Origin of the sequence: Pseudarthrobacter sp. MEB009 (genome assembly GCF_030208875.1) — a bacterium.
Classification (GTDB): Bacteria; Actinomycetota; Actinomycetes; order Actinomycetales; family Micrococcaceae; genus Arthrobacter.
On record NZ_JARVTC010000007.1, the window covers coordinates 1 to 25,697 of the forward strand.

The 25,697-nt window shown below is 67.1% G+C and carries 27 protein-coding genes and 1 tRNA gene; 13 read left to right on the plus strand and 15 right to left on the minus strand.

Annotated elements, in window-relative coordinates; genetic code table 11:
• From QRN07_RS05820 to QRN07_RS05830, 3 genes are all read right to left on the minus strand, one after another.
• Positions 1 to 283 (minus strand): hypothetical protein (locus QRN07_RS05820; protein ID WP_285240607.1); only part of this gene is annotated, 283 nt, incomplete at its 3' end.
• A 516-nt stretch (positions 284 to 799) separates the two neighbouring features.
• Positions 800 to 2,281 (minus strand): catalase, encoded by a 1,482-nt coding sequence (locus tag QRN07_RS05825; protein ID WP_285240608.1) that lies wholly within the window; start codon positions 2,279 to 2,281, stop codon positions 800 to 802.
• A gap of 7 nt (positions 2,282 to 2,288) precedes the next feature.
• The gene (locus QRN07_RS05830) at positions 2,289 to 2,774 is read right to left on the minus strand and encodes a Fur family transcriptional regulator (RefSeq protein WP_050683652.1); all 486 of its coding nucleotides are present in this window, start codon (positions 2,772 to 2,774) and stop codon (positions 2,289 to 2,291) included.
• 101 nt (positions 2,775 to 2,875) lie between these two features.
• On the opposite strand from QRN07_RS05830, the gene QRN07_RS05835 reads away from it, so the two are divergent.
• Positions 2,876 to 4,147 (plus strand): MFS transporter, encoded by a 1,272-nt coding sequence (locus QRN07_RS05835; RefSeq protein WP_285240609.1) that lies wholly within the window; start codon positions 2,876 to 2,878, stop codon positions 4,145 to 4,147.
• A gap of 19 nt (positions 4,148 to 4,166) precedes the next feature.
• Positions 4,167 to 5,033 (plus strand): zinc metalloprotease HtpX, encoded by an 867-nt coding sequence (gene htpX / locus QRN07_RS05840; RefSeq protein WP_050683650.1) that lies wholly within the window; start codon positions 4,167 to 4,169, stop codon positions 5,031 to 5,033.
• 27 nt (positions 5,034 to 5,060) lie between these two features.
• Here the strand turns inward: htpX and efeB are convergent, their stop codons facing one another.
• From efeB to QRN07_RS05860, 4 genes are all read right to left on the minus strand, one after another.
• Positions 5,061 to 6,386, minus strand: a complete 1,326-nt coding sequence (gene efeB / locus QRN07_RS05845) for an iron uptake transporter deferrochelatase/peroxidase subunit (RefSeq protein WP_285240610.1) — start codon at positions 6,384 to 6,386, stop codon at positions 5,061 to 5,063.
• Between the two features lie 11 nt (positions 6,387 to 6,397).
• Positions 6,398 to 7,585, minus strand: a complete 1,188-nt coding sequence (efeO, locus tag QRN07_RS05850; RefSeq protein WP_285240611.1) for an iron uptake system protein EfeO — start codon at positions 7,583 to 7,585, stop codon at positions 6,398 to 6,400.
• Between the two features lie 32 nt (positions 7,586 to 7,617).
• Positions 7,618 to 8,481, minus strand: coding sequence for an iron uptake transporter permease EfeU (gene efeU, locus QRN07_RS05855; RefSeq protein WP_056596873.1), 864 nt, complete (start codon positions 8,479 to 8,481; stop codon positions 7,618 to 7,620).
• Positions 8,482 to 8,631: 150 nt separating this feature from the next.
• Complete coding sequence (locus tag QRN07_RS05860) at positions 8,632 to 9,123, minus strand: YajQ family cyclic di-GMP-binding protein (RefSeq protein ID WP_050683646.1); 492 nt, start codon at positions 9,121 to 9,123, stop codon at positions 8,632 to 8,634.
• A 183-nt stretch (positions 9,124 to 9,306) separates the two neighbouring features.
• Between QRN07_RS05860 and QRN07_RS05865 the strand changes: the two genes are divergently transcribed.
• Both QRN07_RS05865 and QRN07_RS05870 read left to right on the plus strand, forming a co-directional pair.
• A complete protein-coding gene (locus tag QRN07_RS05865) occupies positions 9,307 to 9,552 on the plus strand; it encodes a hypothetical protein (RefSeq protein WP_050683645.1) in 246 nt (81 codons plus the stop codon).
• A 197-nt stretch (positions 9,553 to 9,749) separates the two neighbouring features.
• Positions 9,750 to 9,831, plus strand: a tRNA-Tyr gene (locus QRN07_RS05870).
• 169 nt (positions 9,832 to 10,000) lie between these two features.
• Here QRN07_RS05870 and QRN07_RS05875 read toward each other — a convergent pair.
• Together QRN07_RS05875 and QRN07_RS05880 are read right to left on the minus strand one after the other, a co-directional pair.
• Complete coding sequence (locus QRN07_RS05875) at positions 10,001 to 11,029, minus strand: LysM peptidoglycan-binding domain-containing protein (RefSeq protein WP_285240612.1); 1,029 nt, start codon at positions 11,027 to 11,029, stop codon at positions 10,001 to 10,003.
• 342 nt (positions 11,030 to 11,371) lie between these two features.
• On the minus strand, positions 11,372 to 12,106 hold the full coding sequence (locus QRN07_RS05880; RefSeq protein ID WP_056596878.1) for a potassium channel family protein: 735 nt from the start codon (positions 12,104 to 12,106) through the stop codon (positions 11,372 to 11,374).
• 68 nt (positions 12,107 to 12,174) lie between these two features.
• Between QRN07_RS05880 and QRN07_RS05885 the strand changes: the two genes are divergently transcribed.
• The gene (locus QRN07_RS05885) at positions 12,175 to 12,729 is read left to right on the plus strand and encodes a thioesterase family protein (protein WP_285240613.1); all 555 of its coding nucleotides are present in this window, start codon (positions 12,175 to 12,177) and stop codon (positions 12,727 to 12,729) included.
• On the opposite strand, the gene QRN07_RS05890 is transcribed toward QRN07_RS05885, so the two are convergent.
• A complete protein-coding gene (locus tag QRN07_RS05890) occupies positions 12,726 to 13,523 on the minus strand; it encodes an ABC transporter permease subunit (RefSeq protein ID WP_050685361.1) in 798 nt (265 codons plus the stop codon). The two genes, QRN07_RS05885 and QRN07_RS05890, sit on opposite strands and share 4 nt — an antisense overlap.
• The gene (locus tag QRN07_RS05895; RefSeq protein ID WP_050685360.1) at positions 13,520 to 14,452 is read right to left on the minus strand and encodes an ABC transporter ATP-binding protein; all 933 of its coding nucleotides are present in this window, start codon (positions 14,450 to 14,452) and stop codon (positions 13,520 to 13,522) included. Before QRN07_RS05895 ends, QRN07_RS05890 begins: the two co-directional genes overlap by 4 nt.
• A 159-nt stretch (positions 14,453 to 14,611) precedes the next feature.
• Here QRN07_RS05895 and QRN07_RS05900 point away from each other — a divergent pair, with 159 nt between their 5' ends.
• A complete protein-coding gene (locus QRN07_RS05900) occupies positions 14,612 to 15,046 on the plus strand; it encodes a thioredoxin family protein (RefSeq protein WP_050685359.1) in 435 nt (144 codons plus the stop codon).
• Positions 15,047 to 15,125: 79 nt separating this feature from the next.
• Here the strand turns inward: QRN07_RS05900 and QRN07_RS05905 are convergent, their stop codons facing one another.
• Positions 15,126 to 15,404 carry a putative quinol monooxygenase gene (locus QRN07_RS05905; protein WP_050685367.1) on the minus strand — a complete coding sequence of 93 codons (279 nt, stop codon included), beginning with the start codon at positions 15,402 to 15,404 and terminating at the stop codon, positions 15,126 to 15,128.
• A gap of 112 nt (positions 15,405 to 15,516) precedes the next feature.
• Between QRN07_RS05905 and QRN07_RS05910 the strand changes: the two genes are divergently transcribed.
• Positions 15,517 to 17,193, plus strand: a complete 1,677-nt coding sequence (locus QRN07_RS05910; RefSeq protein WP_285240614.1) for an AMP-binding protein — start codon at positions 15,517 to 15,519, stop codon at positions 17,191 to 17,193.
• A 30-nt stretch (positions 17,194 to 17,223) separates the two neighbouring features.
• Here the strand turns inward: QRN07_RS05910 and QRN07_RS05915 are convergent, their stop codons facing one another.
• Together QRN07_RS05915 and QRN07_RS05920 are read right to left on the minus strand one after the other, a co-directional pair.
• Positions 17,224 to 18,207, minus strand: a complete 984-nt coding sequence (locus QRN07_RS05915; RefSeq protein ID WP_056596891.1) for a DNA-3-methyladenine glycosylase family protein — start codon at positions 18,205 to 18,207, stop codon at positions 17,224 to 17,226.
• 128 nt (positions 18,208 to 18,335) lie between these two features.
• Entirely contained in the window at positions 18,336 to 19,106 is a 771-nt protein-coding gene (locus tag QRN07_RS05920; protein ID WP_285240615.1) for a helix-turn-helix transcriptional regulator, read from the minus strand.
• A 176-nt stretch (positions 19,107 to 19,282) separates the two neighbouring features.
• Here QRN07_RS05920 and QRN07_RS05925 point away from each other — a divergent pair, with 176 nt between their 5' ends.
• Entirely contained in the window at positions 19,283 to 19,933 is a 651-nt protein-coding gene (locus tag QRN07_RS05925) for a hypothetical protein (protein ID WP_285240616.1), read from the plus strand.
• Between the two features lie 79 nt (positions 19,934 to 20,012).
• On the opposite strand, the gene QRN07_RS05930 is transcribed toward QRN07_RS05925, so the two are convergent.
• Positions 20,013 to 20,654: a CG0192-related protein gene (locus QRN07_RS05930; protein ID WP_285240617.1), complete on the minus strand. Its 642-nt coding sequence runs from the start codon at positions 20,652 to 20,654 to the stop codon at positions 20,013 to 20,015.
• Positions 20,655 to 20,766: 112 nt separating this feature from the next.
• On the opposite strand from QRN07_RS05930, the gene QRN07_RS05935 reads away from it, so the two are divergent.
• From QRN07_RS05935 to QRN07_RS05955, 5 genes are all read left to right on the plus strand, one after another.
• Positions 20,767 to 21,174, plus strand: a complete 408-nt coding sequence (locus tag QRN07_RS05935) for a VOC family protein (RefSeq protein ID WP_285240618.1) — start codon at positions 20,767 to 20,769, stop codon at positions 21,172 to 21,174.
• 29 nt (positions 21,175 to 21,203) lie between these two features.
• Positions 21,204 to 22,589, plus strand: a complete 1,386-nt coding sequence (locus QRN07_RS05940) for a cystathionine beta-synthase (RefSeq protein ID WP_056596894.1) — start codon at positions 21,204 to 21,206, stop codon at positions 22,587 to 22,589.
• A gap of 22 nt (positions 22,590 to 22,611) precedes the next feature.
• Positions 22,612 to 23,775, plus strand: a complete 1,164-nt coding sequence (locus QRN07_RS05945; protein ID WP_050685351.1) for a cystathionine gamma-synthase — start codon at positions 22,612 to 22,614, stop codon at positions 23,773 to 23,775.
• A gap of 71 nt (positions 23,776 to 23,846) precedes the next feature.
• Entirely contained in the window at positions 23,847 to 24,350 is a 504-nt protein-coding gene (locus QRN07_RS05950) for a winged helix-turn-helix transcriptional regulator (RefSeq protein WP_056596897.1), read from the plus strand.
• Positions 24,347 to 25,672 carry an MFS transporter gene (locus tag QRN07_RS05955; RefSeq protein ID WP_050685349.1) on the plus strand — a complete coding sequence of 442 codons (1,326 nt, stop codon included), beginning with the start codon at positions 24,347 to 24,349 and terminating at the stop codon, positions 25,670 to 25,672. Before QRN07_RS05950 ends, QRN07_RS05955 begins: the two co-directional genes overlap by 4 nt.
• The last annotated feature ends 25 nt before the right edge of the window (positions 25,673 to 25,697 follow it).

A 25,697-nucleotide genomic window follows, 5' to 3' on the forward strand; every position in this document is an offset into this window, starting at 1 on the left:
TGCCGCTGTAGCCGTAGATTTTGATGTAGGCCCGGCCTGCGGGCAGGAACGTGCCTTGGCTGGCGAGCCAGGTGCCGTCGGCGTTGTTGCCGGTGAGGTCGAAGTTGTAGAGGGTGGTGCCGTTGGCGCTGAGGATGCTGAGTGTGTAGGCGGATCCGGCTCCGAGTCCGGTGGGGAATTTGAAGTTCAGCCCTGCCCTGCCTGCTTTGGGCAGGTCGACAGCGTAGTAGTCGGTGTCGGAGGAGTTTGCGCTGAGGGTTGACCCGGAGATTGTGGTTGCCAAGGGAACCACCGTGGCAGTCGACATGCTGCTGTTGGGCTCAGTCTCCGTCGTCGCAGCCAGAGCCGGTGCAGGCACAAGAAGTGAGAAAAGCACCACAATGAGTGCTGTGAACGCTATGCGGGCCGGACTGAAAACGCGGTCCAAAGCGATGCCCCTATTTGATGCCAATTTATCCCCTGGAATTGTGTGTACACCATATGCAGTCGCCAAAGTATATGGAGCGCTTCCCCGCAGGAAAACGAAGTTCCCGAACTGTCATGAATGCTTTGTCTTAATGACGTGGGTAGTCACTTCAAAACAAAGTCCGTCATGAATATTCGCCCGCAATATCGAGCGGGAACGGACCAGCCGGAAGCAGTCGAGGAATTCCTTTGGGATCTCACCCTCCCGCCAGGCATTAAACGCAGCGAACCCCGTCCCTGACGGGACGGGGTTCGCTGTGAAGAACCGGTTCACTGCCGTGCTGAAGTAAATTCAGCGGGCAGGTGCCGGTCCAATGCACCGGGTGGTGGTGGGTTAGACCTTGTTGGCTGCTTCGGCGTCGGATTCGACCTGGCCGGCGCCGAGGTTGGCGCGGAGTTTGGCGCCGAGTTCGGTGTCGACGTTGGTCCAGTACTGGATGGCGCGTTCCTTGATGCCGGGGTTTTTCACGCCGCTGACTGCTCCGGTGATGGTTTCGAGGAGGCGTGCCTTGGCGCCGTCGTCGTAGACCTCGCGGTAGAGCGCGCCGGCCTGGACGAAGTCGCTGTCCTCGGTGTGGAGGGTGTGCGCGGCGAGGGTCAGTTCGCCGTCGTTCTCCCAGCCACCTGCGGGGGAGGCGGGCTCAACTGCTGCCGGGCCACCCACGGAGTTGGGGGCGTAGACCGGGACGGTCGGGGCGTTGAAGTGGTACCGGCCTGCCCCGTCCTGGCTGTAGTTGTTGACCTGGTTTTTGGGCAGGTTCACCGGGATCTGGGCGTGGTTGGTGCCTACCCGGTAGCGGTGCGCGTCGGCGTAGGAGAAGATGCGGGCCTGGAGCATCTTGTCCGGGGACGCGGCGATGCCGGGCACGAAGTTCGAGGGCGCGAAGGTGGCCTGTTCGATCTGCGCGAAGTAGTTCTCCGGGTTTTTGTTCAGCTCCATGGTGCCGACGTGGATCAGCGGGTAATCGCTGTGCGGCCAGACCTTGGTGAGGTCGAACGGGTTGAACCGGTAGGTTTTGGCGTCCTCGTAGGGCATGACCTGGACGTGCAGTTCCCAGGACGGGAAGTTCCCGGCGCCGATGTTTTCCTGCAGGTCGCGGATGTAGAAGTCCGCGTCGGAACCGGCGAGCTGTTCGGCCTGGTCCCCGGACATGGACTGCACACCCTGGTTGGACTTGAAGTGGTACTTGACCCAGAACCGTTCGCCTTCGGCGTTGATCCACTGGTAGGTGTGTGAGCCGTAGCCCTGCATTTCGCGCCAGGAGGCGGGCAGACCGCGGTCGCCCATGAGCCAGGTGACCTGGTGGGCGGACTCGGGGGACAGGGTCCAGAAGTCCCACTGCATGTCCGCGTCACGCAGGTGCGTGCCCGGCAGGCGCTTCTGGGAGTGGATGAAGTCGGGGAACTTGATCCCGTCGCGGATGAAGAAGACCGGGGTGTTGTTGCCCACGAGGTCGTAGTTGCCCTCGGAGGTGTAGAACTTCACGGCGAACCCGCGCGGGTCCCGCCAGGTGTCCGGGGAGCCGCTCTCGCCGGCGACCGAGGAGAACCGGATCAGCATCTCGGTCTCAACACCGGGCTGCAGGAACGCGGCCTTGGTGTACTTGGAGATATCCGAGGTGGTCTTGAACGTACCGAACGCGCCGCCGCCCTTGGCATGCACTACACGCTCCGGCACGCGCTCACGGTTGAACTGGGCCAGCTTCTCGATCAGGTAGTGATCGGTCAGGATGATGGCACCATCGGCACCAACTGACTGGGAATGCGCGTCGGACGTAACCGGTGCACCTGACTGGGTGGTCGAAATGGCAGTCATTGTTCTCCTATTTCTTTATTTCTGGTGAGGGACGTTCAGAAGGAAGTTGTTGGGACTGCTGGCAGTCCTGGCAGATGCCTTGGTACATCACATCGGCGATCTGGATGGTCATCGGCTTGGCGCCGTCGTTCCAGTGCGGGGTGAGGCAGGGGGCATGTCCGACGGCGCAATCGACGTCCTCCACGCGGCCGCAGCTGATGCAGATGGCATGGTGGTGGTTGTCGCCAACGCGGGTTTCGTACAGCGCCGGGGAGTGGGGCGGCTCGAACCGACGGAGCATGTGCAGGTCCGTCAAGTCGCCCAGCACCACATAAACGGACTGTGCCGTCAGTTCAGGCAGCTCGGCACGCGCAGCCGCGAGGATGCTTTCGGCCGGCGAGTGGGGATGGTTCTCCACGGCTGACAGCACCGCAAGGCGCTGTTTGGTCACGCGGCGGCCATGCGCGCGCAGGGACGCTGCCCATGCGTTGTGGCCATCCAGGTGCTCCGTCATGGCTCCATTGAACCACTTATTATGAACATCTCACAATAAGGCTCCACTTACCTTGCACCCCGCCGGGTTGAGGGGGCGGGAAGCCCCATTAGGGTTGCAAGGTGGGGAAAATACTGGCAGACATCACTCCGTTGCGGGAAAGCCCTGCCTTCCGTCGGCTGTGGCTGGGGTCAGCCGTGTCCGCTGTCGGCAGCCAGCTCACACTCGTCGCCGTCAGCCTGGAGGTCTACCGGCTGACCCAGGACAGCTTCTACGTCGGCCTGCTGGGGATTTTTGCCCTCGTGCCCCTGGTGGTGGGCGGGCTGCTGGGCGGTTCCATCGCTGACTCCCACGACCGCCGCAGGGTTGCCCTGCTGGCCAGCTCCGTCCTGTGGTTGACCACGGGACTGATCGCCCTGCAGTCCTGGTTCCAGCTGGGCAACGTGTGGGTCCTCTACCTGCTGGTGGCGTTGCAGAGCGGCGCCCAGGCCATCAACCAGCCCGCCCGCAGCGCCATTATCCCCATGCTGATCCGCAAGGAACTCCTCCCCGCCGCCAACGCCCTGAGCATGATGTCGTTCGGCCTGGCCATGACCGCCGGGCCGCTGCTGGCGGGCGTGCTGGTGGCCTGGGTGGGGTTTGGCTGGACGTACACCATTGACTTTGCGTCCTTCGCGTTTGTGGTGTGGGCCGTGTACCGGCTCCCGCCCATGCGCCCCGCCGGTGGCAGCGGGAAAGCGGGCCTCCGGTCCGTAGTTGAGGGCTTCAGGTTCCTGCGCACCCGCCCCAACCTGCGCATGACCTTTGTGATCGACCTGGTTGCCATGATCCTTGCCCAACCCCGGGCCCTTCTGCCGGCAATCGGCGCCATCATGATCGGCGGCGGCGAATCCACCGTGGGCATCCTGCTCGCGGCAACCGCCGTCGGAGCGTTCCTGGCCGGGCTGTTCTCCGGCCCGCTGGGTGGCGTCCGCAGGCAGGGCAGCGCCGTGGTCTTTTCGATCATGGGCTGGGGCGCCTCCATCGCCGCATTCGGGCTGGTGGTGCTGCTGGCCGGCCCCTCCCCGGACGGCCGCGTGACACTGTGGCTGGTGCCCGCCGTGCTGTGCTGCATCCTGGCAGGCATCACCGACTCCGTCAGCAGCGTCTTCCGCAACACCATCCTCCAGGCCGCCACCCCGGACCACCTGCGCGGCCGGCTGCAGGGCGTGTTCATCGTGGTGGTGGCGGGCGGACCCAGGGTGGGCGACCTCCTGGCCGGTGGCGGCACTAAGCTTTTGAGTGAGGGCTGGGTCCTGCTGCTGGGCGGCGTGCTGTGCATCGCGGGAGCCTGGCTGGCGTCCGCACTGCAGCCGGGGTTCCGGAAGTACGACTCCCACCACCCGGTCCCGTAGGCCACGAAGGGAAGCGACCATGCACAAACACCATAACGGGATGAAAACGGCGGCTCTTTTTGGTGTGCTCTGGGCCGTACTCCTGGTGCTCGGCGCGCTGATCGGCGCAGGAACCCGCAGCACGGCGCCCATCTGGATCATGGCGCTGGTCGGGGTGGCCACCACCGCCTACGGTTACTGGAACTCGGACAAGATCGCCATCCGCTCCATGCAGGCTTTCCCGGTCACGGAGTCCCAGGCGCCACAACTGCACCAGATTGTCCGGGAGCTGTCCACCCGCGCCAACCAGCCCATGCCGCGCATCTACGTCTCGCCCACCATGAATCCCAATGCCTTCGCCACCGGCCGCAACCCGAAAAACGCCGCCGTGTGCTGCACCGAGGGGATCCTGCAGCTGCTGGATGCCCGCGAGCTCCGCGGTGTGCTGGGCCACGAACTGATGCACGTCTACAACCGGGACATCCTGACCTCCTCCGTGGCAGCTGCCGTGGCCGGTGTAATCACCTCCGTGGGCCAGATGCTGCTGTTTTTCGGCGGCGACCGGCGCAACTCCAACCCGCTGGCCATGATCGCCATGGCCCTGCTGGCCCCGTTTGCGGCCTCCCTGATCCAGATGGCCATCTCCCGGACCAGGGAGTACGACGCCGACGAGGACGGTTCGGAGCTGACGGGAGATCCGCTGGCCCTAGCCTCAGCCCTGCGCAAGATCGAGCAGGGCGTCACCATGGTTCCGCTGCCGCCGGACCAGAACCTGGTCAACGCCTCGCACCTGATGATCGCCAACCCGTTCCGCGGCGGGGCCATGAACAAGCTGTTCGCCACGCATCCGCCCATGCGCGACCGGATTGCCCGGCTGGAACGGATGGCCGGCCGGCCCCTGCAGTAACCCTTCCGGGCGGGTGCAGCCGGGTGGTTAGCTGAACAGGCCGGAGCCCAGGTAGCCGCCCGGCTGGACCCCGCCGGGAACAGCGAACAGGCCCGAGCCGGTGTGCTCCAGGTACTCCACGGCCAGGGTGTCTGTTTTGGCCATGGCCATCTGCATGGGGACGTAGTGGGTTCGGGGGTCGTTGACAAAGGCGATGAAGAACAGCCCGGCATCCAGGTGGCCCAGCCCGTCGGAACCGTCCGTGTAGTTGTAGCCCCGGCGCAGCATCCTGACCCCGCCGTTTTGTGCCGGATGGGCAATGCGCACATGGGCGTCCAAAGGAATCAGCGGCTTGTCCGCACGCCCCGTCAGGGCAAAGTCCGGGTCGGTGAACTCCCCGCCGCCGGACAGCGGCGCCCCGGTGCCCTTGGTGCGGCCGATCAGGCCTTCCTGCTCGCCCAGGGACGTCCGGTCCCAGATTTCGATGTGCATCCGGATCCGCCGGGCCACCAGGTAGCTGCCGCCGGCCAGCCACGCATCCTGCGGCCGGGTGGAGTCCGCCCACACGTGCTCGTCCAGCAGCTGTGCGTCCTCGACCTTGAGGTTGTTGGTGCCGTCCTTGAAACCAAACAGGTTCCGGGGCGTTTGCTGGGCCCGTGACGTGGAGGATGTCCGGCCGAAGCCCAGCTGCGACCAGCGGACACGGGCCCTACCGAACCCGATCCGGGCCAGGTTGCGGATGGCATGGACCGCCACCTGCGGGTCGTCCGCGCAGGCCTGGACCACCAGGTCACCGCCGCTGCGGGCCGGGTCCAGGTCGTCGCCGGGGAAATGGGGCAGGTCGATCAGGGCCTCCGGCCGCCGGCCGTCCAGGCCAAAGCGGGCCACGCCGTCCTTTTCGAAGAGGCTGGCGCCGAACCCGAAGGTCAGGGTCAGCCGGCCTGCGTTGAGGTCCAGCGCCTCGCCGGTGTCCTCGGGCGGGGCGCCGTAGGGTCCGTCGACGGCGCCGGTGGCGCCGGCCGGCAGGCCCTTGGTGAGGGCCTCAGCCGCTTCGGTCCAGTCCTTCAGCAGCGCAATGAGGTCTTCGCGCTTGGTGGTGGTCACGTCGAAGGCCGCCATGTGCAGCCGGTCCTGGGCCGCGGTGGTGATGCCGGCCTGGTGGTCGCCGTGGAACGGCACCACTGAATCGTCCGCGGGCGCGGGGGTGGTGTCAGCGGCCATGGCTGCCACGGTGTCGTGCCCGAAGAAGCCGGCGGCCAGACCTGCTGCTGCGCCGCCCACGCCTGCCAGGCTCAGGAGGTTCCGCCGGCTCAGGCGCGAGGCGGGCAGGTCAGCAGGGGCTGAGTCAGGCCCGGTGGGCGGGTGCCCGCCCATGGGGCAGCCGCTCACAGGACCACGGCCGCGGTGAGTTTGGACAGCGGCTCGCCCAGGGCATCCACCAGCCCGGCGAGGCGCTGGATCTGGTCTTCGCTGAGCTGGTCGTAGTAGGTGAAGCCGTCGCCCTGGGCATGCGTGGCCAGCTCGGCCTGGAGCGCGGCGAACTGTTCGTCGAGGCTTCCGGCGAGGGCAGCGTCTTTTTGGAGCAACGCGGGCTTGAGGTTCTCGAAGGCGATCCGGGCGCCGTCCACGTTGGCCTGGAAGTCCCAGAGGTCGGTGTGGGACCAGATTTCCTCTTCGCCGGTGACCTTGCCGGTGGCCACCTCGTCCAGCAGTTCCTTGGCGCCGTTGCCCAGTTTGTCGGCAGTGAACTCCAGGGTCCGGGTACGTTCCAGCAGGTCCTTGGTGTCAGCCACCATGCGGTCGGCGATGGTGGTCCGCTCGGCGGCGGTCAAGGCGGTGTATTCCGCCGGCGGGTACAGGTCCTTCTCCGCGCGGTGCCAGCCGGTCCACTCCTGGCCGGGCTCAAGGTCCGCCTCGCGGGCGTCCAGCTGTGGGTCCAGGTCGCCGAAGGATTCTGCGACGGGTTCGATGCGTTCCCAGTGCAGCCGCGTGGCGGCGTACAGCGAGCGGGCCTTGTCCGCGTCCCCGGCGGCGAAGGCAGCCGCGAATTCCTCCGTGCCGGCCAGGAGCTGCTCGGTCTGGTCCTTGACGTACGCGGAGTACTGCGCCGTGGCGGTGTCCAGGAGCTGCTGGAAGTCCGCATCCGCTGAGGGTTCGTTGCCGGACTGAGTCACTTCCAGGTCTGCCCGGATCCCGTCGCCCTGCATGCCCGGCTTGCAGGCGGTGGTGTAGGACCCTGCCGGTGCGGTGACCACCAGGTTGCGGGTCAGGCCCGGACCGATGTTTTCCACTTCGCCCAGGATGCGGAGCCCGTCGGACGCCAGCAGGTAGAACTCGGTGACCTGGTCGCCGTCGTTCTTTACGGCGAAGTTCAGGTTTCCGCTGGGCACGCTGCCAACCGAGACCCTGCACTCTGTGCTGGAGCTGACCACCTGGATCACGCCGGAGGCGTCGTCCGCGGCTTTGGTGTTATCGGTGCAGCCGGCCAGCAGCAGCGGGACGGTTACGGCTGCGGCCAGCAGGCCCAGGGGAGTGAAGCGGCGTGCGGATTTAGGCAGGGGGAAGCCGGACATGGTGTTCCTGTTCGTGAAAGGGCAGTGGGGGTTCAGAAAGCCGTGGTGGCTGGGGTGGGGATGGTGCGGGGCGCCGCGGGCGCCGCGGGCGCTGCCGGTCTGCGGTTGACCTTCAGGTAGAGGACCAGCACCGGCACCACGTAGAGCAGCCAGGCGGCAGCTTCCAGCCATGTGGTGGCAGGGGAAAAGTTTAGGGTGCCCTTCAGGAGGGTGCCGTACCAGGACGACGGCGGGATGGCGCCGCTGACGTCGAAAGCCAGCGAGTTCAGCCCCGGCAGGATCCCGGCCTCCTGGAGGTCGTGGATGCCGTAGGCCAGGACTCCGCCGGCGATAACGACCAGGGTGGCGCCGGTCCAGGTGAAGAACCTGGCGAGATTGACTTTGAGGACCCCGCGGTGGAGGAGGTAGCCCAGGACCGCTGCGGTGGCCAGGCCCAGCAGCGCGCCAACAAGGGGCTGCGTGGTTTGGCCGGTGGCCTGTGCTGCGGCCCAGAGGAACAGCGCGGTTTCGAGGCCTTCCCGGCCCACTGCCACCGCGGCCACAACCACCAAACCCCAGCCTGCACCGCCGCTGAATTTGTCGACTTTGGACTTCAGGTCGGTGCCCAGGGTGCGGGCAGTGCGCGCCATCCAGAAAATCATCCAGGTCACCAGGCCGACGGCGACAATCGACAAGGAACCGCCGATCGCCTCCTGCGCCTCAAAGGTCAGCCCGCGCGGGCCAAATGTCAGGAGGGCGCCAAACCCGATGGAGACGGCCACTGCCGCGGCGACGCCGGCCCAGAGGCGGGGGATGAGGTGCCGGCGGTCAGTTTTGACCAGGTACGCCATCAGGAGGACCACCACCAGGGTGGCTTCGAGGCCCTCGCGCAGGCCGATCAGATAGTTGGCTGTCATGGATTTCTTTCGCTTAGGGCGCTGTATGTTAGGCAGGCCTAAGGAAGAGGGTACCGCGGGCAGGCAATTACGCAAACCAAATATGCGCTAATGCGTGCAGGTTACGCCATGACGGCCCGGGGGGTTCCCGGGGCCGTCATGGGCGCAGAATCAGCTGCGGAAGTTCACAAACTGCAGGTCGGCCTCGTCGAAGTCCTTCAGCAACGCCATAACGGCCTGGAGGTCGTCGCGGGATTTGGAGGAAACGCGGAGCTCGTCGCCCTGGATCTGGGACTTGACGCCCTTGGGGCCTTCGTCGCGGATCTTTTTGTTGATTTTTTTGGCCAGGTCCTGCTCGATGCCTTCCTTGATGGAGGCTTCCAGACGGAATTCCTTTCCGGAGGGGAAAGGCTCTCCGGTGTCCAGGGACTTCAGTGAGATGCCGCGGCGGATGAGCTTGGACTGCAGGACATCCAGGACTGCCAGGACGCGTTCCTCGGAGTTGGCCTTCATCAGGATCTTCTCACCGCTGAAATCCACCTCCGCGCCGACGCCCTTGAAGTCGTAGCGCTGCACCAGTTCCTTCTGCGCCTGGTTCAGCGCGTTGGCCACTTCCTGCTTGTCCACTTTGCTTACGACGTCGAACGTTGACTCGCCTGCCATGACTCTCCTTTTGATGGTTATCACCCTGCGCACAGGGCACGGAACTCTGCCAGCAAGCCTAGTACGGATGGTCCTGCCGAGGGGGTGGGCTTTTCACAGTTCCCTCACAGCGGACGCAGGGCGGGAACGAAGCCGGCGCGGACAGAGTTGGACTCATTGGGAAGTTTGCTCGAAGGGAACACCATGCACCGCAAGGCCGTCGCCTATGTCACCCGCACCACTTCGGCTGCCGTAGGCGCAGCCGCAACCTCAGTGGCTGCCGCCGCTATTGCCGCGTCCGTCATTTTCACCCCGGTGGCGGATGCCTCCGCCCGCATGAGCGGTGTGAGCGATGACCTGCTGCGGGCCGTCCAGTTGAACCAGATCACCGAGGAACAGGCCGTCAAGTTCGAGGCCCGGCTCGCCGGCCGGATCCTGGGCGGAGCCTGACCCGCCCCACCCTGGGTCGCCGGGCGGTGGATCGCTTGCCGTTTTTCCCGCCGTTCCGCGGGTTTTCTGCCCGCGCCGCGCCCGATTCGATTCTTCGGCGGAAGTTCTGTAAAGTTGTCTTGCCCGCGGTTACTGGGAGCGGAACGGTTCACGCCGGTCCACAAGCTGCAGCCGGGGGTGATCTTCTTTTGAAGTTCGGCAGATTACCCGAGCGGCCAAAGGGGGCTGACTGTAAATCAGCTGGCAACGCCTACGGGGGTTCGAATCCCTCATCTGCCACATTTTGAAGAAAAACACCCTGGTCTTCGGACCGGGGTGTTTTTCTTTGCCCTGATTACCATGGGCTTTTTCCTGCAGATATGACCAAGGACCGGACGGGACAGGTCCTGGCCTTGTCCGCAGATCCCACCCAGGCCGGGTCCGGATCCGCGGACAAGCTGGGGATGCTTCAGTTCAGCGCAATCAGCAGCATCTGGCTGGTTCCCGGGATGCAGGTCTGCAGGATGGCCCGGGGGAAGCCGCCGAAGACGTTGACCACATCGTTGGTGGTGCCTGGATTCGGTACCTGCCCGCGCCCGGTCACCGTGTACGTGCCGTAGCCGGGAATGCTCACGGTTTCTCCTACGCTGATGCCGGAGAACCGGCCCCAGCCGCCGCAGAAGTCATGTTCGGTGATGAACAGCGAGTAGCCGTCATTCGGGGTGAAGTGGATGGGGCCGATGCAGGCATCCACCATTGACTGCCCGCCGGCGCCGGCCACGTAGATGGTCCGCACAGCGGGAGCGGGTGCCGGAGCCGGGGCGGCCGCGGGTGCAGGGGCGGAAACGGCGGCGGTGAATTGCGCCGCTGGGGGAGCGCCCGGGGCCTGGATAACCACCGGAGCCTCCGGGACCGGCAAGGCGGGGCCGGTGAGGAGCAGTGTCTGGCCTGGAACGATGAGGCTGTAGGCGGCAAGGCCGTTGGCCGCGAGCATGGCATTCATGTCCACGCCGTGGCCGGCGGCAATCGCACCGACCGTGTCGCCGGGCCGGACGGTGTACAGGTTGGGGTCGCCCGCAGGAGCGGGTGCCGCCTCCACTGGTGCCGGTTCCGCAGCCACTGGTTCAACCGGCGCAGCTTCAACCGGTGTGGGAACGTCGGCCGCCGGGACGTCGGCAGCCGGCGCGTCAGCGGCGGGAACGTCGACTGCGGGTCCCGCCGGGTCCGCCCCCGGACCGGTGTCGTTCGTCCCGGCACCGGCCGCCGCATCAGCGGCCGGTACGTCGGAAACGGTAGCCGCCGCCGTCGTGCGTTCCGGGAACCACGTGGGGGCGTTGAGGGCCCCAACGCCCACCACCGCCATCACGGCGGCGGTGGCGACGCCGGCCCATAATTTCCGGTGACCGGCAGGTTTGCTGGAAATCAGGTCGGTCCGGGGTTCGTCGGTGACGAAGCTCCGGCTTTCGGCGTCGGGGACGGCGGGGTTTGGCTGGTTCATGTGGTGTGTCCATCCGGGTCCAGTCCTGCACGGCACCGCGGACGCGGGGCAGCCAAAACGGAGAATCATGTGATGCGCCGCCGGGCGCCGGTGCACGCCGGATGCCAGATGGTGCGGGATGGAGCATCCGCAACCCAGAAAAATACGGAGGCCCTGCAGGGAGGCGGGACCGCGGGGAGCCAACCCGGGGGACCCGCCAGCGCGTCAATCGGTCCTAGGAATCCCGAGTCTAGGAACCGGGCGCGGGGACCAGCACCAGTAGGAATTACCCGACTTTCGGCGGGGACTACTGGTGTTGGCTACTCAGGCGGCGGCGTTGCACTACCTGACCTGCGGACTTTGCTACGGCGTGGGGTCATCCCGCAGGCCGGCAATTTCGCGGCGGAGCAGGGCGATCTGGGCCGTCAGGTCGGCAACCTCGGCCCGCAGCGGCTCCTCAACGGCGTTGGCGGCGGTTTCCGCGGTGTCCTCCACACGCTGCACCAGCCAGGACGCGATCGATGCGGTGACCACGCCCAGCACGGCGATGCCGCTCATCATCAGCGCGGCGGCCACCATCCTGCCGATGGGGGTGACCGGGTACAGGTCGCCGTAGCCCACCGTGGTGATGGTGGTGATGGCCCACCACAGCGCGTCGCCAAACGTCACGATCTTGGCGTCCGGCGCGGACTGCTCAACGTCCAGCACGGCGAGCGAGCCCACAAAAACCAGCAGGGCGGCGGAGCCTGCCACATACGTGACCACCCGGCCGCGGAGGGTTTCACCCACGGTCCGGTGCAGGACGGACAGCAGCGTCACCAGGCGGAGCAGGCGCAGGGGGCGGAAGAACGGCAGCGCCACAATGATCAGCTCGTGCAGGTTGCGGAAGAACCAGCGGCGGCGGTCCGGCGCGAGCCGGAGGTTTGCGGCGTAGTCCAGGGCGAAGACGACCCAGGTGGCCCACATAAGGGCCTCGAGCCAGGCGGCGCCACTGCCTTCGACGCGCCCGATCACCTGCCATGCGTACGCTGCCAGGAACACCAGGGCCGTCGCCATCAGCGGCCACTCCGCAAGGTCCCGGTAGCGTTGTTGCGTCATGCAGGAATCCTACGCGGCGCTGCGCGCAACAACGGGCACGCGATGTTACCGGCGGGTAGCATTGTGGCATGCACCTGCTTCTGAGGACCCTGCTCCTGCTGCTCCGTTCCACCCGACGGCCGCCGCTCACCGTGTGGGACGCCGGCTCGCTGAACCTCCGGGTCCTGCCCACGGACATCGACATTGCGCTGCACGTCAACAACGGCATGTACCTGTCGCTGATGGACCTGGGCCGGTTCGACCTGATGGTCCGCAGCCGGGTGTGGAAGCGGATGCGCCGCCGCGGCTGGGGCCCGGTGGTGGCCAGCGAAACCATCACCTTCCGCCGCTCCCTGCAGCTGTGGCAGCGGTACAGCATCGAAACCCGCATCATCGGACTGGACGCCAAGGCCATCTACTTCGAACAGCGGATGGTGGCCGACGGCGAAATTTACGCCAGTGCCTACATCGCCACCCGGCTGGTCACCAGGGGCGGCCCCGTCAGCCAGGAAGAGATCCTGAAGGAATTCGGCGAACCTCCCGCAGACCTGGTCCTCCCCGAATGGATTCCCGCATGGCGGGCCGCCAGCGCACTGCCAGGGGCCCGCACCCCGGCCCCGCACGCCTGGGCAGGCCGGGACTAAGCGCCCACGTCGCGGCGGTCCAGCGCGACGGCGGCCAGTGCCACCAGGGCAGCGGAAAGGCCCCACAGCAGGCCGGCAGCACCCCAGTCCGCGCCGTTGGTGACCGGCGAGTTCCCGTAGGCCCAGTGGTACGGGCTCAGGGTCAGCAGCCACTCCACGTCCGGTGACTGACGGCCCACGGCATTAAAGACATAGCCCAGCACCCCCACGGCGGCACCTGCGGCCAGGCCGTAGGTCCGGCGCCCCGACACGGCGCCCGCGCACAGGGCTGCCGTCCCGCTCAGCAACGCCAGCCCGGCGAACAGGACCGCCGCCCCGGCCACGTTGCCGGCGTCGATCCCCAGCTGGGCCGGCCCGTTCAGCCCCAGCACCAGCAGCAGGACCAGGACGGCCAGCAGCACCACGCGCAGCAGCAGCGCCAGGGCCCGTTCCAGGACCACCTGGATCCGCCGGACGCCGTGGGCCAGGGTGAGTTCCAGCTGGCCGGACTCCTCATCCCCGCCCACGGCCGCCGCGCCCCAGCCCACCGACGCGATGGTCATCAGGAGGAAGCCGAGCAGGCCGAACAAGGTGGCCTGCGTATACCCGGGACCGGTGGCAATCTGGTCGTAGTTGAGGGCCTTTGTCATTTCGGCGGGAAGCGCGTTGATCATGTCCTGCATCTGGGCGCTGCCGCCGATGGAGGGGTACAGCGGCAGGTACAGCAGCGCCGCCCCCGTCAGGCCTGCCGCCCAGGCCAGGGTGGAACGCCATGAATCGAAGAAGGCGCGGCGGAACAGGGGGAGCGTTGTCACCGCGGCTCCTCCTGTCCGCCTTCGTAGAGTTTCAGCACGGCTTCCTCCAGGTCCGGTTCCCCGATCACCAGGTCCGTCAGCGGAAGCTGCCCCAGCGTCCGGACCAGCGGCTGGATGGCCCCCTCCAGGACGGCGGCGAGCGTCACCCCGCCGTCCGACTCCAGCACCTGCACCTGCCCAACCCCGGGCACTCCCGCCAGCAGCGCCACGGCGTCGTCCGCTGTAAGGCCCGACGCCGTGCTGGCGGTGAGCCGGATCCGTCGGATTGCCCCTGCCTGGAGGCCGCCCACGGATTCCACCGCGATGATGCGCCCGTCCCGCAGGATGCCCACGGTGTCCGCCGTCTGCTGGATTTCGCTGAGCACATGGGAGCTGAGGAAGATGGTCTGGCCGCGGTGCCGGGCCTCCCGGACCATGCCGTGGAACTCCTGCTGCACCAGCGGGTCCAGGCCGCTGGTGGGCTCGTCGAGGATCAGCAGCTCCGGCTGGTGCATAAAAGCCTGCACCAGGCCGAGCTTCTGCTTGTTGCCCTTGGAGAGCTTGCGGGTGTGCCGGTCAAGGTCAAGGCCCAGGCGTTCCGCGAGCGCATCGATCCGGCCCGGCGGGACCGGCCCGCTGATGGCCTGGTAATGCGCCAGCAGTTTCCGGCCCGTGACCCGGCCCTCCAGGAACAGTTCACCGGGCAGGTAGCCGATGCGGCGCCGGAGCCCCGGACCGCCCGTCCTCGGGTCCACCCCCAGTACCCGGACCTGGCCGCTGCTGGGCCGGATGATATCCAGCAGGCAGCGCATGGTGGTGGTTTTGCCCGCGCCGTTGGGCCCGATCACGCCGAACACTGACCCGGCAGCCACCGAGAAGTCCACACCGTGCAGGACCTCCCGGCGGCCGAAACTCTTGGTCAGGGACTGCGCCGAAACCGCCACGGACATGGGCCCTCCTGGGTGCGCTCAACTGCGCTGCTGACCCCAAGGGTAGGCGCCGGAAGTGCTTATGTATACGGTGGTGGGCACGTTATTCCCGATCACGCGGGGAGCGAACAACAGGGGGCCCGCCGCGACGCGCACGCCCATCGCGCGTACCGTAGTTCCATGGCTACCCTTGACATCACCGGAGAACAGTTCGCATCCACCATTGAGGGCAACGACATTGTCCTGGTAGATTTCTGGGCCGAATGGTGCGGCCCGTGCAAGCAGTTCGGCCCCACGTACTCGTCCGTCTCGGAGAAGCACCCGGATGTCCTCTTCACCAAGGTGGACACCGAGGCTGAGCAGCAGCTCGCCGCCGAGGCCGGCATCTCCTCCATCCCCACCCTGATGGCGTTCCGCGAAAAGGTGCTGGTCTTCTCCCAGCCCGGTGCCCTGAACGCCCAGCAGCTGGAACAGGTGGTGGACGCGGTGAAGGCCCTGGACATGGACGAGGTGCACGCCCACGTGGCGCGCTCGCAGGCCGAGGCCGAGGCCGGCAACCAGGCCGGCACCACCCAGTCGGGCCCCCAGGACGGATCGCAGATCCCGGGCGCCTAAGCCGCCAGCATTGACAAAGCCTCCCCCTCCACCGGAATCCGGTGGGTGGGGGAGGCTTTTTTTGCTGACTGTGGGCTGGCTAGATGCGTTCCACCTTGGCGGGTTCGGCCAGCAATGCGCTGAGGGACTCATTGAGGTCCTGGACCGCAATGCCCTTGGAGTGCTTCGCCAGGTCCTCCTCGGAAGCCCACTGCTCCGTCAGGACCAGCTTCTCCTCCGTGGCTTCGGTGAGTTCGTACCGGATGCAGCCCGGTTCGGTCACCACCTCGTCAATGGCGATTTCCAGGGCCAGCTTCACGCGGAAGAACTCGCCCTCGTTGGGGATGAACGTTGCCTGCAGGTCGATCGGTGCACTCATGCTGCCCACATTACCGGCCGCGGCAGCTGGCCGTGTTCTGTTGCGCCGCGCACCGCCTTGCGAAACGGGCCGGATGCTTTCAAAGCCGCAGGCCTGTTGGTAGCGTGCCATCATGCGCGCTTACACAGCCGGGGACACTGACGTTCCGCTGCTTGAGGAAACCATCGGCCAGCAGTTCGAGGGCGTGGTGGCCAGGTTCCCCTATCACGACGCGCTGATTGAGGCCGCGCCGGTGCCGGGCGCGGACGCCCGCCGCTGGAGCTACGCCAAAATGAATGACGACGTCGACCGGCTGGCGCGTGCGCTCCTCGCCCTGGGCATCGCCCGAGGGGACCGGGTGGGGATCTGGAGCCCCAACTGTGCCGAGTGGACGCTGCTGCAGTATGCCACCGCCAAAGCCGGGGCCATCCTGGTGAACGTCAACCCCGCGTACCGCAGCCACGAACTGGAGTTTGTGGTCCGGCAGAATGGGATGCGGCTGCTGGTGACCGCACCCTCGGACCGGACCAGCGACTTTGTGGCCATGGCCCGGCAGGCGCTGGCCGGCTGCCCGGACCTTGAGCAGCTGGTTTTCCTGCCCGCCCCCGGCGGCGACGGACCTGATTCGGTGGCCCCGCTCAGCGACGCGGAACTGACCTACGCCGAACTGCTCAAGCGCGCGGACGCCGTCGGGCATTCCGCCTTGAAAGCCAGAATGGCGGAACTGGACCCGCACGATCCCATCAACCTGCAATACACCTCAGGTACCACGGGCTTCCCCAAAGGCGCCACCCTTACGCACCACAACATCCTCAACAACGGCTACGCCATCGGGGAGTTGCTGGGCTACACCGAGCACGACAGGGTGGTGATCCCGGTGCCGTTCTACCACTGCTTCGGCATGGTGATAGGCAACTTGAACGCGCTCAGCCACGGTGCTGCCACGATCATTCCCGGCCGCGGATTCTCACCGGCGGCGGCGCTCGAGGCAGTGCAGGACTTCGGCGGGACGTCCCTGTACGGGGTCCCCACCATGTTCATCGCCGAACTGGCCCTGCCCGACTTCGCCTCCTACGACCTGTCCACCCTGCGCACCGGGGTCATGGCAGGGTCAGTGTGCCCCATCGAGGTGATGAACCGGGTGATCACCGACATGAACATGGTGGACGTGGCCATTTGCTACGGCATGACCGAAACGTCGCCGGTGTCCACCATGACGCGGCACGGCGACACGCTGCAGCACCGCACGGAAACCGTGGGCCGGACCATGCCGCACCTGGAGAACCGCATCACCGACCCCGTCACCGGGGCAGACCTGGACCGCGGCGGGATCGGCGAGCTGTGCACGCGGGGCTACTCCGTGATGTCCGGGTACTGGGGCCTGCCCGGGGAAACCGCCGAAGCCATCGACGCCGACGGCTGGATGCACACCGGCGACCTGGCCCGGATGGATGCCGAGGGGTACGTAGCCATCGAGGGCCGGATCAAGGACATGGTGATCCGGGGCGGCGAGAACGTGTATCCCCGCGAAATCGAGGATTTCCTTTTCACCCATCCCTCGGTGCAGGACGTCCAGGTGATCGGCGTCCCGGACCCGCGCTACGGCGAAGAGCTGATGGCGTGCATCATCCTCAAGCCCGGCGCCGCGCCCCTCGACGAAGCCGGGGTGGCCGAGTTTTGCCGCGGCCACCTGGCCCACTACAAGATCCCTCGGTACGTCGATGTCCGGGACAGTTTCCCCATGACAGTTTCCGGGAAGGTCCGTAAGGTCCAGATGCGGGAGGAAGCGGCCTCCCGGCTGGGCCTGTAGCTACGCCAGGTGCCGGCTGAGGGACAGGTTTCAGTGCCCCCGGTGGTCCTGGATGGTCATCCGCGGACCGAACGTGGGCTTCCTGTAACCGGTGCTCTTGATCATCCGGACCACCCGTTGCCGGTGCCCCCGCCACGGTTCGAGCAGCCGGATCATGCCGTCGTCGTCCGTCCGGCGGCCGGTGAGGGCCGCGCCCACGTAGGCGGCCAGGTGATAGTCGCCCACCGCGATGGAGTCAGGGCAGCCGTGTGTCCGCTGCACCACTTCCGCGGCGGTCCACACCCCGATCCCGGGGATGGTCTGCATCTTCAGGCCGGCCTCCGCTGCGGGCAGCGCGGCGAGGCGCTCCAGCGCGGCGGCGGACCGCAGCGCCCGCATCACGGTGGCGGACCGCTGCGGGCCCACTCCCGCCCGGTGCCATTCCCAGCTGGGGACCTGCAGCCACTGCGCGGCGGTGGGTGCCACGGTCAGTCCCGGGGGCGTGGCTGCGCCGGCCTGCGGGGCGGGTGAGCCGAAGCGGTGCATCAGGTAGCGGTAGGCGCGCCGGGCCTCAATGACAGTGACTTTCTGCTCCAGGATGATGGGCACCAGTTGGTCCACCATCCGCCCGCTGGCAGGCAGCCGGAGGGACAGGTTGCGGCGCCGCGCCTCCCGGACCATGTCCGGCAGCGTCGCGGAAAAGCCGGGCTCGTCAAAACCGGACCAGTCGTCGTCCACGCCCAGCAGCCGCGGAACCGTGGCCAGGGCAGCTGCCGCCCCCGGACCCCACGCCTGGACGTCCACCAGGGGTTCCGTCGCGGTGCCACCGGCCGGGCTGAACCGGAGCGTCGCAGGGCCTTCCGTGGTGGTGAAGGCGTTCCAGATGTCGTTGCCCTGGCTGCTGAAGGAGGGGTCGCTGGCACCCCTGAGCAGCGGCCCGAGCGTCCGGGCAAGGCTGTACGGGCCGCCCGGATACCAGCGCAGGGCTGCGTCCGCCGCGGCGGCGAGCCGGGGGGAAGCCTCTGCGATGGTCATGCCTTCCATGGTCCCACGCTCCGCCGACACCGCCCTGCGCCCCCTCCCAACTAGGTCGCAGTTGTTGTCGTTTTGAGGGCTCATAACGACAACAACTGCGACCTAGTTGGGCCGGGAGGGGCGGCGGGTCAGTGCTTCGGCGGGTCCTGCGGCACTGGGGGTTGGATGGCCGCCGGGGGCATGAGCCGCGTGCGCGGCCGCAAGGCACCCCGGAGGAGGGCCGTCGTGATGAGGCTGGCCCGGTTGCGGACGTTCCAGGTGCGCATCGCGCGGCCCAGATGCCACTTGACCGCGTGCGGGCTGTACGCGGTGGCCTGGGCGATTTCCTCGTTCGAGCGGCCCTGCGCAGCCAGCAGCACCATGTCGAGGTCGGCGTCGTCCAGATGTCCCGGCACCGCGACGAGGTCCGGGACGTGCACTTCAGTGTCCGCACCGGCAGGAACGCCGGCTGCCGGCTCCGACGATCCTGCGGTGGACGCGGCGGTGGACGCGGCACGGGACGGTGCGCTGGACCAGGCGTGGGCCCAGCAGGCGCCCAGTTCCGTGGCCACCACTGACGCCCGCCCCAGGATCGACGCCAGCTCGGCGCTGGTGAGCCGCGAATGATGCGGTTGCAGGAACGCGGCAAACACCCGTAGGGCAGGAATTCCGCCATGAAGGACAGTGTGCAGCGGCACGCGGCCGGCCAGGATTCCCTCCGCCGAGGTCCGCACTGCCGCCACGCTGCGCGGGGCGAGCGGCTCCCCGGTGTCCAGGCAGTGGAGCACATCAGGCAGGATCACGGGGACGATCTCCCGGTAGCGTTCCGCCAGCCATTGTCCGCTCGGGGATGGCTCAAAATTCTGCGGGTGCAGGAGTGAGGATTCCAGTTCACTGCAGTGTTCGACCAGGAAGCCCATCGCTGCGTTGCCTGCCTTCAGTTAGTCCGTCCCCCGGCACGAGTCTAGGGCGGGGCCGGGATGTTAGCCATCCGGCTAACCCTTCACCGCAGCCGTTGCCGGACCAACCCGAGGCGGGGAAGAGTGGTGGCAGTGCCAGAGGGTACGCAGGAATGACTAATGGGGAGTTGAAGAGCATGTCCAATCGAATGAAGAAGATCGGCTCACGAACCGGAATCATCACCGCAGCGGCGCTGCTGGGCGTCGGGTTCCTCGGACCCGTTTCGCCGGCCCAGGCCGAGGATCGGCCGCCGACCATTGAGGAGCTGCAGGGCGACTGCGACGGAACTGCCTACCTCCCGGACGGTCACACCACGGGCAACACCATGGCCCTGGACGGTTGCACGTTCGAAGAGGAAAGCAGCAACACCTTCCTTGACTGGAAGGCCGTGGGCGAGACTGTCACCAACTGCACCTCCGACAGGGGAGTGATTGACCAGGCTCTCACAGGCAGCGAATCGTGGTCATCAGGCGGTTCGATCGGCGGCACCGCCAGCGCGGTCAAGAGCTTCTTCACCGGCGGGCTGTCCGGCGAATACAACTGGAGCCATACCGTCACCGAATCAAACGCCTCCACCATCCACATCGAGCCGGGCCGCAAGGCCACGCTGACCGCTGGTGCCGAGATCCACGAGAAGAAGGGCCGGATCCGGGTCAACTACTCATCCCAGCTGGCCGGGCACTACATCTGGTACATCAACGATGTCACCATCAGCACCCCCACCGGCTACACCGAAAGGGGCCAGGACAACAAGGACTGCAGCGAAACCCTGCTCAACGGGCGCTGAGCACCCAAAAAGCCCCTGCGGCGGACCAGGACGGTCCGCCGGCAGGGGCTTTTGTGCCGGGCCTGGCCGGTGCAAAACGTCAGCTGGGGCCGGTGAGTGACGCGGTGGCCAGCAACGCGGCAGCGGGACCGCCGGCCCAGGCGCCGGTGAGGGCTGCGCCGAGATGCGTGCCGTCGTCGTCCGCCAGGGACCGGACCACGGCGATGCTGAGGCCACCCGAGCGGATGGTGGTCACCCCGCCAACGGTATGCGCGGTGACGGACTGGACGGCCGGGACGGCTGTCCCCAGGGTTCCGGTGCTGGTGAGCGTGATGGTGGCCGGCAGCGGGATCCGTTCTTCGCCGCGGTGCTCCACCTGGTTGGCCTGCGGGTCCCCGGCCAGCACGGCGCCGGCAAGGGCTGCCGCATAGAGGGGATCCCCGGTGGCGTCGTACACCCAGCGCGTACCCAGCACCGAGTGCAGAGTGGTGCCCAGCAGGAAATCTTCCGCACCTGCCAGCGGTTCGTTCCGGTACGCCAGCGGCACCTGGTACGTGTGCGCACCGGAGCGGATCAGCAGCGTCTCCATCCCCACCTGCCCGGCAGGATCGTCAAAGCGGAAGGATGCCACCCGCTCCAGTGCCAGCGGCTCCGTGCCGGTGAACCAGTCCTGCTGCGGCAGCCACGCCGCCATCATGTCCAGCTTGGACGGGGTAATGGTCGCTTCGTAAATGATTGACATGGGCCAAGCCTAAAGGCGTCGCCTGCCCCTTATCCTGGCGCCGTGCCGGGACTAGACTCCTTGCTGTGGCGCGGAACCGCCGCGCTGGACACACGGAGGGCCAGGTCAGGCGATGGGCGCAGTGGTGCATTTCGAAATTCCGGCGGACGACGGCGAGCGCGCCAGGGCGTTCTACGAACAGGCGCTCGGCTGGAGGATCGATCCGGTTCCCGGGATGGACTACAGCGCAATGGTCACCACGCCCATGGACGAAAAAACGGGCCAGCCCACCGTCCCCGGTGCCATCAACGGCGGCATGATGACCCGGGCCCAGGACCTCCAGCACCCCGTCATCACCGTGGACGTCCCGGACATCGACGCCACCCTCCACAGCGTGGAAGCCGCGGGCGGCTCCGTGGTGCGGGTCAAGGAAACCATCCCCGGAATGGGTGCCTTCGCGTACTTCCGCGACACGGAGGGTAACGTCATGGGCCTCTGGGAGAACCTGCCGGCGGAAGAGTCCGGGCCCGCGGACGGATAGGGCCGTCACAAAGCGGTAGTTTGGTGGTTATGAAGTATGCCCAGTCCATCCTGGACCTCATCGGCAACACGCCGCTTATCAAACTCAACCACGTCACGGGTGACACCAAGGCCACCGTCCTGGTCAAACTCGAGTACCTGAACCCCGGCGGCTCCATCAAGGACCGCATCGCCGCCCAGATGATCGAGGACGCCGAGCGGGACGGCAAACTCCAGCCTGGGGCCACCATCGTGGAACCCACGTCCGGCAACACCGGGGTGGGACTGGCGCTGGTAGCCCAGCAAAAGGGCTACAAGTGCGTTTTTGTAGTCCCGGACAAGGTGGGCGAGGACAAGCGCGCCGTGCTGCGCGCCTACGGGGCCGAGGTGGTGGTCACGCCCACCGCCGTGCCGCCCGACAGCCCGCAAAGCTACTACGGCGTCTCGGACCGGATCGTGCGCGAGACCCCCGGCGCCTACAAGCCGGACCAGTTCTCCAACCCCGCAGCCCCGGAGAGCCACTACCGCACCACCGGGCCCGAAATCTGGAACGATACGGACGGCCGCGTCACCCACTGCGTGATCGGCGCCGGCACCGGCGGTACCATCACGGGCACCGGCCGGTACCTCAAGGAAGTCTCGGCGGACCGGGCAGCGGCCGACGGCGGCCGGGTCAGGATAATCGGCGCGGACCCGGAAGGTTCGGTCTACTCGGGCGGTACCGGACGGCCGTATTTCGTCGAAGGCGTGGGGGAGGACATGTGGCCCGGAAACTATGACAAGTCCATCCCGGACCAGGTGATCGCCGTCAGCGATGCCGACTCGTTCGACATGACCCGCCGGCTGGCCCGGGAGGAAGGCCTGCTGGTGGGCGGCTCCTCGGGCATGGCTGTGGTGGCCGCGCTGAAAGCCGCGAAGGACCTGCCCGAGTCTGCCGTCGTCGTCGTGATCCTGCCCGACTCCGGCCGCGGCTACCTGGCGAAAATCTTCAACGACCAGTGGATGCGCTCCTACGGCTTCCTCTCCGGCGGCGAGGAAACCTCCGTGGGCGAGGTCATCAAAACCAAAAACGGCGAACTGCCTGACCTGGTGCACATCCATCCCAACGAATCCGTCCGCGATGTCATCAACATCATGAACGAGTTCGGCGTCAGCCACATCCCCGTCCTGTCGCAGGAACCGCCGGTGGTGATGGGCGAGGTCCTCGGTGCCGTGGACGAACGGACCCTTACCGCCAAGCTGTTCCGCGGCGAGGCGAAGCTCGCGGACAAGATCTCCCAGCACATGGGCCCCAAACTGCCGGTGATCGGGTCCCTGGAAACCATCTCCGCGGCCAGGGAGATGCTCTCCGACGTGGATACGGTCATGGTCACGTTTGTGGGCGCGCCGGTGGGCATCCTCACCCGGCACGACCTCCTGGCCTATCTCAGCAACTGACCTGCACCCGAAAAGGAGCAACATGTCCCTCCCGGAAAACCAAGGCTTCAACACCCGCGCCGTGCACGCCGGCCAGGCTTTCGAGCCGCGCACCGGCGCCGTGGTCCCGCCCCTGCACTTCAGCTCGACCTATGCGCAGGACGGCATCGGCGGCCTCCGCGCCGGCTACGAATACGGCCGCGGCGGCAACCCCACCCGCGACGCCCTCCAGGAACAGCTCGCTGCCCTGGAACGCGGCACGCACGCGTACAGCTTCAGCTCAGGGCTCGCCGCAGAGGACTCCCTGATCCGTGCCCTCACCCGCCCTGGCGACCATATTGTGCTCGGAAACGACGCCTACGGGGGCACCTACCGGCTCATCAGCCGGGTGTTGGGCGACTGGGGAATCGGAAACACCCCGGTGGACATGGCCAACCTGGACGCCGTCCGGCAGGCCGTCGAAGCCAACAACACCCGGCTCCTCTGGGTGGAGACGCCGTCGAACCCCATGATGAAGATCACGGACATCGCCGCGCTCGCAGAGATCGCCCATGCCGCGGGGATCCTGCTGGTGGTGGACAACACGTTCGCGTCCCCCTACCTGCAGACCCCGCTGGACCTGGGGGCTGACGTGGTGGTCCACTCCACCACCAAGTACATCGGCGGCCACTCGGACGTGGTGGGCGGTGCGCTGGTGGTGAAGGATGCGGAGCTGGCGGAAAAGATCGGTTTTGTGCAGTTTGCCGTGGGCGCGGTGTCCGGACCCATGGATGCCTTCCTCACCACGCGCGGGCTCAAAACCCTGGGCGTCAGGATGGACCGGCACAGCGACAACGGCCAGGCCGTGGCCGAGTGGCTGCTGGGCCGGCCCGAGGTGGAGGCGGTCCTGTACCCGGGCCTGCCGGACCACCCAGGGCACGAGCTGGCCCGGAAACAGATGCGGAAGTTCGGCGGCATGGTTTCGGTGCAGTTCAAGGGCGGCGAGGCGGCGGCGCGGAAAGTGGCCGAGTCCACGTCCGTCTTCACCCTCGCCGAGTCCCTGGGTGGCATCGAGTCGCTGATGAACTACCCGTCCGAAATGACGCACGCCTCCGTGAAGGGGACCGAACTTGCCGTCCCGGTCAACCTCCTGCGGCTTTCCTGCGGCATCGAGGACGCCGAGGACCTGATCGCGGACCTGGAACGGGCCTTCGCCACCCTGCGCTGACAACGGGGCCCGCCCGGACCGTCTTGTGATCGACTCTGGCTTTCTTCAAGAAAGTCAGCTACGGTGCCGTCATGGTACTTCGATCCGACCTTTCCGGGCGGGCCTGCAGCATGGCCCGGGGCCTGGACATCCTGGGTGATCCCTGGAGCGTTTTGGTCCTGCGTGAGGTGTTTTTTGGCAACGGCCGCTTCGGCGCCATCAAGGCCAAGGTCCAGGTGGCAGACTCGGTGCTCACCCGGCGTCTGACAGGCCTCGTGGCTGCCGGGCTGCTGGCCAGGCAGGAGTATTCCGACGGCGGCCGCACCAGGACAGAGTACGTCCTCACGCCCATGGGCGAGGACGCCCTCCCGGTGCTGAACGCCGTCGCGATCTGGTCGGAGAAGCACCTTCCGGCGCCGGCTGCCGACGCGCACATGTACGTGGTCCATTCCGGTTGCGGGCAGCGCACCGTATCGGCAGACACCTGCACCGCGTGCGGGGAACCGCTCACGGCCGCCACCACCAGCTGGCACAGCCTGTCCCGGTCCGCTCAGCCCACCGGGCTGGCCACTGCGGCCTCCGGTGCACCCGCGTGAGCACGCCGCCGAAAGACAGGTCCCAACCCGGCGCCGCCGTGGGCAGGCGACAGCTCCATCCGGCCTGGATTGTGGCCGCCGTCGCGTTCCTGGCGCTGGTGGGGGCCGCAGGGTTCCGCGCCGCGCCCGGCGTGCTGATGGTTCCCCTGCAGCAGGAGTTCGGCTGGTCCCTGACCGTCCTGTCCGCAGCGGTCAGCATCAACCTCGTCCTGTTCGGGCTCACGGCCCCTTTTGCCGCTGCGCTGATGGAACGCTTTGGCATCCGGGGCGTCACGGCTACGGCCCTGGTGCTGATCGGCCTCGGCAGTGCCCTGACAGTGTTCGTCAACCAGTCCTGGCAGATCCTGCTGACCTGGGGCGTCCTGATCGGGTTGGGGACCGGCTCCATGGCGCTGGTGTTTGCGGCCACCATCGCCAACACGTGGTTCGTCAAAAGCCGGGGCCTGGTGATTGGCATCCTCACGGCCGGCAGCGCCGCGGGCCAGCTGGTGTTCCTGCCGTTCATTGCCATGCTGGCGCAGGATCCCGGCTGGCGGCAGGCCTCCCTGCTGATTGCCGCCGGAGCCCTGGCCGTGGTGCCCCTGGTGCTGAAGTTCCTGAAGAACTCCCCGGCGGACGCGGGGGTGCTGCCTTACGGCCAGGACCCGGCCGCCGTACAGGAGCCGGCGCCGCAGGACGGGCCACGGGTCAACGCCGCAGTCCGGGCACTGCAGGCACTGCGCCGGGCCAGCAGGGTCCGGACATTCTGGGCGCTGGTGGCTGGCTTCGCCATTTGCGGTGCCACCACCAACGGCCTGATCGGCACCCACTTCATCCCCTCAGCCCATGACCACGGCATGCCGGAAACCACCGCGGCGGGCCTGCTCGCCGTCGTCGGCATCTTTGACATTGTGGGGACCATCGCGTCCGGCTGGCTGACCGACCGGTTCAACCCGCGGGTCCTGCTGGCCGTCTATTACCAGTTCCGCGGAATTGGCCTGCTGGTGCTGCCGCTGCTCCTGAACGCGGAAATCCAGCCCAGCATGATCGTGTTTGTGGTGATCTACGGGCTGGACTGGGTGGCCACCGTGCCGCCCACGGCCGCCATCTGCCGCGAGACGTTCGGCGCGGACGGCAGTGTGGTGTTTGGCTGGGTCTTCGCGGCGCACCAGCTGGGTGCCGCGGCTGCGGCGCTCGGTGCCGGGGCCATCCGCGAAGCCACCGGGCAGTACACCTACGCGTGGCTGGGGGCGGCAGCGATGTGCACGGTGGCTGCGGTCATCAGCGCCACCATCAGGAAGCCTGCGCCCAGCCGGGAGCCCGAGCCCGCCCCCACCCCCTAGTTGCGCTATCACTTATGGTCCCTAA

Coding starts and splice junctions, on each gene's coding strand:
- htpX (WP_050683650.1), top strand. CDS start 4,167: ATGCACAAACACCATAACGGGATGAAAACGGCGGCTCTTTTTGGTGTG.
- QRN07_RS05935 (WP_285240618.1), top strand. CDS start 20,767: ATGGGCGCAGTGGTGCATTTCGAAATTCCGGCGGACGACGGCGAGCGC.
- QRN07_RS05860 (WP_050683646.1), bottom strand. CDS start 9,123: ATGGCAGGCGAGTCAACGTTCGACGTCGTAAGCAAAGTGGACAAGCAG.
- QRN07_RS05875 (WP_285240612.1), bottom strand. CDS start 11,029: ATGAACCAGCCAAACCCCGCCGTCCCCGACGCCGAAAGCCGGAGCTTC.
- QRN07_RS05930 (WP_285240617.1), bottom strand. CDS start 20,654: ATGTCAATCATTTACGAAGCGACCATTACCCCGTCCAAGCTGGACATG.
- QRN07_RS05830 (WP_050683652.1), bottom strand. CDS start 2,774: ATGACGGAGCACCTGGATGGCCACAACGCATGGGCAGCGTCCCTGCGC.
- efeU (WP_056596873.1), bottom strand. CDS start 8,481: ATGACAGCCAACTATCTGATCGGCCTGCGCGAGGGCCTCGAAGCCACC.
- efeO (WP_285240611.1), bottom strand. CDS start 7,585: ATGTCCGGCTTCCCCCTGCCTAAATCCGCACGCCGCTTCACTCCCCTG.
- QRN07_RS05885 (WP_285240613.1), top strand. CDS start 12,175: ATGCACCTGCTTCTGAGGACCCTGCTCCTGCTGCTCCGTTCCACCCGA.
- QRN07_RS05925 (WP_285240616.1), top strand. CDS start 19,283: ATGTCCAATCGAATGAAGAAGATCGGCTCACGAACCGGAATCATCACC.
- QRN07_RS05900 (WP_050685359.1), top strand. CDS start 14,612: ATGGCTACCCTTGACATCACCGGAGAACAGTTCGCATCCACCATTGAG.
- QRN07_RS05905 (WP_050685367.1), bottom strand. CDS start 15,404: ATGAGTGCACCGATCGACCTGCAGGCAACGTTCATCCCCAACGAGGGC.
- QRN07_RS05950 (WP_056596897.1), top strand. CDS start 23,847: ATGGTACTTCGATCCGACCTTTCCGGGCGGGCCTGCAGCATGGCCCGG.
- QRN07_RS05920 (WP_285240615.1), bottom strand. CDS start 19,106: ATGGGCTTCCTGGTCGAACACTGCAGTGAACTGGAATCCTCACTCCTG.
- QRN07_RS05910 (WP_285240614.1), top strand. CDS start 15,517: ATGCGCGCTTACACAGCCGGGGACACTGACGTTCCGCTGCTTGAGGAA.
- QRN07_RS05825 (WP_285240608.1), bottom strand. CDS start 2,281: ATGACTGCCATTTCGACCACCCAGTCAGGTGCACCGGTTACGTCCGAC.
- QRN07_RS05880 (WP_056596878.1), bottom strand. CDS start 12,106: ATGACGCAACAACGCTACCGGGACCTTGCGGAGTGGCCGCTGATGGCG.
- QRN07_RS05865 (WP_050683645.1), top strand. CDS start 9,307: ATGCACCGCAAGGCCGTCGCCTATGTCACCCGCACCACTTCGGCTGCC.
- QRN07_RS05940 (WP_056596894.1), top strand. CDS start 21,204: ATGAAGTATGCCCAGTCCATCCTGGACCTCATCGGCAACACGCCGCTT.
- QRN07_RS05895 (WP_050685360.1), bottom strand. CDS start 14,452: ATGTCCGTGGCGGTTTCGGCGCAGTCCCTGACCAAGAGTTTCGGCCGC.
- efeB (WP_285240610.1), bottom strand. CDS start 6,386: ATGGGCGGGCACCCGCCCACCGGGCCTGACTCAGCCCCTGCTGACCTG.
- QRN07_RS05945 (WP_050685351.1), top strand. CDS start 22,612: ATGTCCCTCCCGGAAAACCAAGGCTTCAACACCCGCGCCGTGCACGCC.
- QRN07_RS05915 (WP_056596891.1), bottom strand. CDS start 18,207: ATGACCATCGCAGAGGCTTCCCCCCGGCTCGCCGCCGCGGCGGACGCA.